The following is an 8772-nucleotide window of genomic DNA, read 5'->3' on the forward strand; positions in this document are numbered from 1 at the left end:
AGGAAGGGCTGTGCCCTTCCTCCTGGCGGGGTTTGGGGCGGAGCCCCAATAAAATTTTTCTATCCAATTTTTTTTATCCGGGTGTTAATGGACAGCCTCGAACAGATCGGGATGAGGTTCCGCTCTGCATGGCACTCTACCCCTTGATCATGAAATGGTGGGCGTCACCCCATCTGGAGTTGCGTCATCTGGCACGCAATTTCATGCTGGACGTGGAGGTGACAGCGTCCAACAAAGTGTCCCATCCTGACGTGACAACGCACGGCAACCGGCTTCAGGCTGCCGATGTTGCGGATTTGTATGCGAAAGTCAGTATAATTCTGGCTCATGAAAGTTCCGAAGATGTGGAAGGGATTCTGCGCCAGATCGGAGGGGCTTGTCGCCTGGAAAACGAGGCACGTTTATCGCGAAGTCGTTCAGGTCATGGGGCAGGCTCTCAACGGGTGGAAGTGGCGCGGTATCTGTCGATGCGGGATGTATTCTCGTACTGGTACGCAGAAGAAGTCGGCAATCCGGTTGCGGATGCCAGGACCGTCCTTGACTTTCTCAGGAGAAAGCCTCCCAATCTACCTGCGGGTTCGACGGCTGGCGGGTACTCTTCTGCCCAGCTCCTGCGGATGGATGCGGCACTGTCAGGTGGACCGGTTTGCTGGGTTGCGGTGCGTGACCAGGACGGGTTTTTTCCTCACGAAGCCGCTGATTTTCATGAAATGTCTGCGGAAGAAAAGGCTCCTGAACTGGTGCGGCGGCTGGCCTTGCCGGGTCTGGTAACGGAAGAGGATCGCCAGGATGCCGTGGGGATGATGGTGGCACTCTATTCTGTTGCCAGCCAGGATTTGTTGCCCCCGGATATTCTGGATGCAGAAAGCAGTTGGTATTTTTTCCCGGGTCCCATGGGCAAGGCGTTTGGCCAGACCGCTCCGATGGATACCGACTATCGGGCACCCTGGCTCCGGTCGCACTCTCAGCACCCGGGATATCGTGAGTACGTCCATAAAAACATGACATTACAAGATGTAAAACCGGCTTTGCAGGAGATTGGCACCTTTCGCGAGGCTTTTGGATCATGACAGCGGATTCTCTGACAGCGCCACATCATTCCGGGAAGGAATCCTACGCAACGCGGCTGCGTGGTTTGCTCCACAGTGACCAGGGGGCCTTTATGGAGGCCTTGCGGGCACGTTGGGAGGGAAAGGCCGGACCCGATTTGCGCGGGCAATTTTCCTGGAATGATCTCCTGATCCGGATGATTCGCAACGCTCCGGAAGAAGAGCGTCTGTTATGGTTTCCTCCCCTGGCGCGGATTTTCGGGGATTTGCAGGAGAAAGTTCCGGCAACCATCACCGCGCAAGAGCGTTTGCATTTGCTCGGGGCGTTGGCCCTGCTTCAGGTCCTGCCCTGGAACAAGGAGTCTCCGGCAAAAGAGGCTGCTGGTGAAATCCTTGAAATCCTGGATACATGGCTGAAATATGCGGCCACTCCAGAGGGATACACCCGTTTCGTTCCTTACAACCATCTGGAGCAGGAACAATTTTTTGGCCAGGTCGAAGAGGATTTATTGATGGCCCTCCTGCGACTGGCAGCCGTGCAACGACCGTTTGGCGACATACCCAAGAAAATATGGAAGCTGGCCATGCATCAGGCCGGGCATGAAACAACCCCGGAAAGTATTGTCCTGGCAGCCCGGCGACTGTGGGAAATGGCCTTGTGGAGTGGCAAAAAGGATCATCCGTGGCTGGCGACGAACTTGTGGCCGTTGAGCCAGATTTTGCACAGGGCTGAAGGAGTGGCCGGAAACCTGACGCGCCTCTTTTATTTACTGGATTGGCGGCATGGCAAAGAGAGTGTGCAAAAAATGATTTTATTAGTCAGGGCAGACAATGTTCCGGATCCGGATCGTGCATCATTCAGAAAAATGTTGGACTATTACGGTGACGAGGCACCGGATGCCATCAGGAATCATCTGTATCGGATTGGCAACGAAAGCAGTGCCGAAGGTGTTGTCAAGGGCCAGGAACAGGGCAAGAACAGAGGTTTGAGTCACAAAGAAAATCCCCTGAATTTCATCCAGACATTTCTCGGGCTGAGAGAAGGCCCAATATTATGCGTACCATAGCCTTTTTCAGTTTCAAGGGTGGTGTGGGGCGGACCAATCTGGTCTTGAATGCGGCGTATGCCCTGGCCAGGAAGAACAAGTTTGTGGTGGTGGCGGATTGGGACATTCATGCGCCAGGATTGACCATCATGGCTGAAATGGCGCGTCCTTTCGCACTCTTAACGGGTTATCCGGAACCGCCTCCCTATGATGTGCGTGATGGGGTGGCCAACTATCTGGACAGCATGTTGAATCTGGATGGTTCGGACGGGGGATATCCGGGGGTTCTGGATCCCAAAAGTTTGGCGCGACCCACCCGGCTTGGCGAGGAGGCCCGGGAGCGGGACCCGGATTTTCGTGGCGATATCTGGTTCATTCCGGCTGGACCGTTTCAGCCGCTGGTTCCTGAAGGGGAGTACGACGTTATTTTGCAGAGTGTCCAGCAGGTCAGACTGGCGCAATGGACCCCGGAGGCCTTGCAAGAGCGGAATGTACCGGATTTCGAACTTCCCGTGGTGGTCAATATTTTTTGTGACGAAATTTCCAGGGTGGTCCATGGGGGGGCACCGAGTGGCCTGGAGAAGGGGAAAGAGTCCCTCAAAGGTCGTACCCCGGATTATTTATTGCTGGATTGTCGCACCGGCATGACCGAAATCGGGGACATGATTTTGCATGCCGCCAAGGTGGATCGGGTCGTGCTGGTCAGTGGCCTCAATGCGCAAAATCTGGCCGGTCTGGAAATGACCATCCGTGCCTTGCAGGAAAAGGGACGGATCGAGATTGGCACCATGCGCAACCGGGTGGTTGTGGTGGCGTCTCCCGTGCCGACCGGGGAAGAGGCATTGAAGACCGAGCGCCTGAGGCGCATGGAAACGTTGCTGGATAGTCTGGCTCGTGAAATGCCCGTTGGCAACGAACAAGAGCCGATGCCCGAGATTTACCCCATTCCCTATCACCCGCACATTGCCTTGAGCGAGTCCTTGATGATCCGGGCGTTTCCCAACAGCGATGTTGCCCTGGCCATGGCACGGATTGTGGAGGTCATCCAGGTCAACCCCGATTCCCTGCCCGGTGAAGAGGAGCGGCGGCGGCAATTCAAGGAGGAACTGGCCCGGCGCGGCCTTGAAGATATTCCGCTGACCGAAGAGAAAAAAGAACAGAAAAACGAAAAAATCGAACCCGAACAATCAAAGCCCCATTTTCCCATCCATCCCTGGGCACAATTACCGGTCTGGAACTGGCCTGAACCGGATGTTTCTGAAAAAGAGTTTATCCCGGGTCTCCATTCGAAACATCACTATTTGCTGAATGGCCTGGCACGGTCTGTTTCCATTTCCAAAGAGAATAAGAGCAAAATTCTGGAAAACATTTCCGGTCTTTCTGATCCAATAATTTTAGGACTTACGAAAATATTCTGGGAAGAAACGGCCAGATACAATTCCTTGGAAGAACAAAACTGGCCGGGACTTCTGGCCCTGGGGGTCGAGCATTGGAACTCCTGGCTTGATATCTGGTGTTCACAGCGTTCTGTATCACGACAGGAAATATTGGAAAAAGTGCTTGCCGGGGAACGAGATCAGGTGTTGGGAGGGTGGGGCAGGATTGGTTATTTTTGGTTTGTTTTAGCTAATTATTTTAAAAAAATTCAAAAATGGGACATGGTAGAACGAGCCTATCGCAAAGCAATTGCCTTGGATGAAAAATATGCTGGTTTTTGGAATAATCTGGGGAATCTTCTTGTGAATCAGCTTGGCCGCCATGCCGAGGCGGAAGAGGCTTACCGCAAGGCGATTGCCTTGGATGAAAAAAATGCTTATCCCTGGAACGGTCTGGGGAATCTTCTTATGAATCATCTTGGTCGATATGCCGAGGCGGAAGAGGCTTACCGCAAGGCGATTGCCTTGGATGAAAAAAATGCTTATCCCTGGAACGGTCTGGGGAATCTTTTTACGGATCACCTTGGCCAATATGCCGAGGCGGAAGAGGCTTACCGCAGGGCGATTGCCTTGGATGAAAAGGATGCTTCTCCCTGGAGTGGTTTAGGGAATCTTCTATCAGATCAGACCCGCTTTGCCGAAGCGGAAGAGGCTTACCGCAGGGCGATTGCTTTGGATGAAAAAGATGCTTTTCCCTGGAACGGTCTGGGGACTCTTCTTATGAGTCATCTTGGCCGATATGCCGAGGCGGAAGAGGCTTACCGCAGGGCGATTGCCTTGGATGAAAAAAATGCTTACCCTTGGGGTGGTCTGGGAGTTCTTCTTGCGGATCACCTTGGCCGCTATGCCGAAGCGGAAGAGGCTTACCGCAAGGCGATTGCTTTGGATGAAAAAAAAGCTGCTATCTGGAATAATCTGGGGAATCTCCTTACAGGTTACCTTGGCCGGTATGCCGAGGCGGAAGATGCTTACCGGAGGGCGATTGCTTTGGATGAAAAAGATGCTGGCCCCTGGAACAGCTTGGGAATCTTGTTTTCCCGCCTGGGTCGCCATGCCGATGCGGAAACTGCCTATTACAAGGCCATGGAAGTCAATTCAGAAAATGCGGATTATCCTCAGTCCGTTGCAGAAATGGCCCTGGTCAGGGGAGAGTTGGACAAGGCATTTACCATGTTGGAGCGGGCCAAAGGGTTGTGCAAAACAGATGTGAATCAGCAAAATCAGGCCATGCTGGAACTGGCTCTGGCCCTGGCATGGGATGATCGTGCTGCCGTGACGCAAAGTGTGAGGCAACTCTCCCAGTGGCAAGCGGACCAACGCCCAACAAGTCAATGGAACTACGATGACATAAAACCCCTTTTAGAGCGGTTGCCTGAAAAATCCCGCCATCTTTTTCAGGAATGGGTGCGTGCCGTCAAACGGGAACCGGGTGCCGATCCTGAAGGAGCCTTTGAAAAATATCTGGAAGGTCTGAAATCGCCTTCGACGTAGGGTTCTTTATATCACTGTGGAGCGGGTTGGAGAGTGACGAGCCTGGAATGTTTCTGAAAACAAGTGGCATGAAACATTGTTGGGAGCAATGGTCATGATGGCAGTCGAATTGGAAGCCTCAATCATGGATCACCGGCTGGAAGTCGTGAGTGACCGTCTGCCTGCCCACAAGACCATGGCGCGGGTGATTGTTCTCTATGATGACGATGATAAAATAGTTCATGAGAAAAAAACAACCAATAACAAAGAGTCGTTGGCCCAACTTCTGGCAAATCCTTATCCTCCCAAGGGAGATGGCCTGCCCATGAAACGGGAGGATCTCTATGACCGACCTGGTATGCGTTGATACCCATGTGTGGGTATGTGTGTTTGTTGTGTATGACGATTTTAGTTGTTATGCGTTACTGACTAACGAATATACTGACAAAGTATGCTGATTCTGGTATATCTAAACAATGGATCACGAATATAAGCCGCTTGTCTGGATCGGTGATGGTCGGAAACGGTTGCGCGAATTTCCGGATGAGGTCCGATTGGTCATGGGGTTTGCGTTGTGGAAATCATCCGAAATAGGTTTGCAACGGCTGCCAAGCGGTACGAGGCGTGGGTCAGTGGAAAGAGGAGTGAACCATGAGCGAGCATGATGTTGCGGAGCCAAGTACCGGCAATGTGTTTGAAGATCTCGGATTTCCAAATGCGACAGAACATCTGGCAAAGGCAGATATCGCGATTCGTATTTCCAGGATGATCGATGCACGCGGTTTGACGCAAAAGCAGGCTGCCGGAACCCTGGGTATTCGGCAGTCGCAGGTTGCCGACATGCTGCGCGGTCGCCTGTCCGGGTTCAGCATGGACAGCTTATCCAGATTCTTGCATGCTTTGAACCAGGATGAACCAACCATTGTCAGTGGATGTGCGACTGGAAAAGATCGCAAGACAGTCACTGCCATGGACGTATTGGCAACCGAGGTCAAGAATCCGGTTGCAGCGTGATGGGCAGGGTGAGTTCCTCGTCCAGATCGATCCACATTTCCTGGGTTTTATAGCCGGGATGTGACACATGAATCTGATATTTTCCAGGCGGCAACTGGATGCCGGGCCGATAACGGGCACGAATGTTGACCACTTGCACTTTGGCCCGGGCCGGTTTGGTATTGACGGTCAAACCATAGGTGGAGGAGGAAGGCTTTTCCAGGGTGATGGGAACGACCAAATCCGCCTGCCGCAAGGTGACCCATTGCAGATTGGTGATGTAGCCGGGATGTGAGACCTCGATCTGGTAGGCCCCCGGTGCCAGGGTCATGCCGGGTCGGTAAGGGGAAGAAATGTTCAGGATGCGAATGGTGGCCCCCTCCGGATCCGAAGTCACCGTCAAACGGGGCGGGGTCCCGGGTGGATTTGGCTTGGCCACAGGCGGTTCCGGTACCGGCTCCGCCCGACCGGAAAGCACAACACCCCCCTCTACAGGCGTGGAAACCGAACGAAATTCACCCCCTGTTCCGGAATCCATGACCGGGGGAGGGGAGGGAGGATTGGCAACTGCGGTTGGCTTGACCTTGACGGCATTCTCACCGGACTCTTCCAGCGCGACAGGCGGTCTGCCCTGACCGTTTCTTTCCGTCGCGACAACGTTTTCCGGTCTGACAGGCGGTGCAGGCACGGCCTTTGGCTCGTCAGGGACGACCACCTCCGGCCTGGTTGGTGCCGGGGGTGCCAGGATTTTGGACTCGGATGGCGGGGCCGCCTCGGCAATGAGGGGGGCAGCCCGCTCGGGAGGTACCGAAACCGCTGTCACGGGAGAGGGTGTCACGGCAGCCGCCACCACGGCAGCCGGTGCCACGGAAGAGGGGTGGGGCCGCAGAGATTCGGCCACCTGGGGCGGCGTGGAAAGCGGAAGAGAGGCAGGAGACTTGAACCACCAGAGTACCCCAAACAGGAGCAGGATTCCCAATGCCAGGGGCAAGGGTTTCATGATTTGGGAATAATGCCCCGGCGGGAAGCCCCCCATGGATTGGCGGGGAGATTTCGGCGGGACGGGCGGCACACTGGCCACCGGCTTTTCCAGATTCAGGGCCACGATTTTTTTCATGGCCCCTTCGTGACCCAGGTCGGCAGCCGCCTGCCAGGCCGTCAAAGCATCCTGGGCATGATTGAGCATGTGCAGGACATTGCCCAGATTGAACCAGGCACTGGCATATTTGGGGGCAATGGCCAGGGCATGCCGATACCGGGATTCGGCCTCGGGCCATTGTCCGGTCTCCTGAAGCACCCAGGCCAGGGTGAATACCACCTCGGCACTGTCTGGACAGGAGGTCATGGCAGCCCGCGCCTCGGCCTCGGCCCGCACGCCGTCGCCCTCGTTGATGGCCTGAATGGCCCTGTTTTTATAACGGGCCGCAGCAATCACCGCCTCGGGTGTGACCGGTCCACTCCGCGGACGCAATCCCTCCTGCACCATGCGGTTGAGGTTGAGCAGATCTTCTTCCACCCTCTCCAGGCGTTGTTCGAGGGTACCCGAGGCCTGGGTCAGACGGGATTTTCCTTCGGGGCGGGACGCTTCGTCCATGGCGTTGATCCTGTACATCCGGCTTTTAACCTGACTGAAACTGTCCGATTTTGGCGGATATACAGGCAAATGAAAAGGTCTGTCAATGGACAGCCCCGGCTTTTCCATGTTGAAAGGTGCGCATTTTCACTGGCATCCGAACGCCACTCGCATTACGTTGTCCAGGGATGGAACAGAAGTGGGGAGGCAGGACGAGGGCCAACAATCGGCCCATGGACAAGAGGGATCTGGTGTCGAAAAACCTGTTGGATGGATGGGGAAGGCGATGATCAAAAAAAGTTTGTTGGATAAAATTCCGTTTTTCAAAACGTTTACGGATATCGAAAAGGAGGAGATATCCCAGTTGGCGGACGCCCAATTTGTCAAATTTGCCGCCAACGAACCCATCATCAATGAGGGGGAGTTCGGGGATATTTTCTATATCATGCTGCAAGGGTTGGCCAAGGTTTACAAAAAGCCGTTCATGGAACCGATTGCCGACTTGAAACCGGGCAGTATTTTTGGCGAGATTGCCTTTCTCAGTCCGCGGGTCCGGACCACCAGCGTCATCTCCATGGCAGATACGTTTCTGCTCAAATTTCCCAAGTCGATCCTGAAGGTTCTCACTCCGGATACCCGGGACAAGCTCAAGGATCAGCTCATCATTGTGTTGATCAAGCACCTGGACGGCTTGCGGCAGGCCATCGAACGCACCAAGGCCCCGACGGTCGTGGAATCCAGCAATCCCTTCGAGGAACTCAAAAAGGCCGAAGAAGAGGAAAAAGAGGAGGTCTTCTACGAAGAGGAAGATGGCCTCAAACTGACCTATCTGGGTCGCAGAAAAGTGCGGATAGAAAAAGACAACAAGACTTCCGAAGTGGAGCTGGTCTCGCTGACCGATACCATTCCCGGCAAATATGTGAAAGCCATCCAGTCAGCAGGGAAGGATCCGCGGGATTTCATGTACGGCAAGGAGTTTGTTCTGCCCCGACCGGCGGCCCGGGCCTGGAACCAGTTGCTGGTGACTGTCAACAACGAGGCACTTGTCCGGCAACGCCAGATCGATGCCTATCAAAAAATCGATGGTCTCTATACCGGCTGATTTTCGGGCCACGTTGGCGTGACGCCGCTGAGAGGCTGCCTGATAACTTGTTAATTTCAAAAAACGAATGAAAAACTGGGATGGAGGTCCAGGAGGAAGGGCT

At 54.3% G+C, this 8772-nt stretch carries 7 protein-coding genes; 6 read left to right on the forward strand and 1 reads right to left on the reverse strand.

Annotation, left to right across the window (positions count from 1 at the left end; translation table 11 throughout):
• Positions 1-128 precede the first annotated feature (128 nt).
• The 5 genes from HQL65_19165 (at position 129) to HQL65_19185 (ending at position 6015) form a co-directional block, all read left to right on the forward strand.
• A complete protein-coding gene (locus HQL65_19165; protein ID MBF0138357.1) occupies positions 129-1070 on the forward strand; it encodes a hypothetical protein in 942 nt (313 codons plus the stop codon).
• A complete protein-coding gene (locus HQL65_19170; protein MBF0138358.1) occupies positions 1067-2116 on the forward strand; it encodes a hypothetical protein in 1050 nt (349 codons plus the stop codon). The genes HQL65_19165 and HQL65_19170 overlap by 4 nt, the downstream gene beginning before the upstream one ends.
• Entirely contained in the window at positions 2104-5022 is a 2919-nt protein-coding gene (locus HQL65_19175; GenBank protein ID MBF0138359.1) for a tetratricopeptide repeat protein, read from the forward strand. Before HQL65_19170 ends, HQL65_19175 begins: the two co-directional genes overlap by 13 nt.
• A gap of 94 nt (positions 5023-5116) precedes the next feature.
• Positions 5117-5368 carry a hypothetical protein gene (locus HQL65_19180; GenBank protein ID MBF0138360.1) on the forward strand — a complete coding sequence of 84 codons (252 nt, stop codon included), beginning with the start codon at positions 5117-5119 and terminating at the stop codon, positions 5366-5368.
• 284 nt (positions 5369-5652) lie between these two features.
• The gene (locus HQL65_19185) at positions 5653-6015 is read left to right on the forward strand and encodes an XRE family transcriptional regulator (protein MBF0138361.1); all 363 of its coding nucleotides are present in this window, start codon (positions 5653-5655) and stop codon (positions 6013-6015) included.
• On the opposite strand, the gene HQL65_19190 is transcribed toward HQL65_19185, so the two are convergent.
• Positions 5993-7588 carry a PEGA domain-containing protein gene (locus HQL65_19190; GenBank protein ID MBF0138362.1) on the reverse strand — a complete coding sequence of 532 codons (1596 nt, stop codon included), beginning with the start codon at positions 7586-7588 and terminating at the stop codon, positions 5993-5995. The genes HQL65_19185 and HQL65_19190 overlap by 23 nt on opposite strands.
• Positions 7589-7853: 265 nt before the next feature.
• Here HQL65_19190 and HQL65_19195 point away from each other — a divergent pair, with 265 nt between their 5' ends.
• Positions 7854-8669 (forward strand): cyclic nucleotide-binding domain-containing protein, encoded by an 816-nt coding sequence (locus HQL65_19195; protein ID MBF0138363.1) that lies wholly within the window; start codon positions 7854-7856, stop codon positions 8667-8669.
• Positions 8670-8772 lie beyond the last annotated feature (103 nt).

It is taken from the genome of Magnetococcales bacterium, assembly GCA_015228935.1.
Taxonomy (GTDB): Bacteria; Pseudomonadota; Magnetococcia; order Magnetococcales; family DC0425bin3; genus HA3dbin3.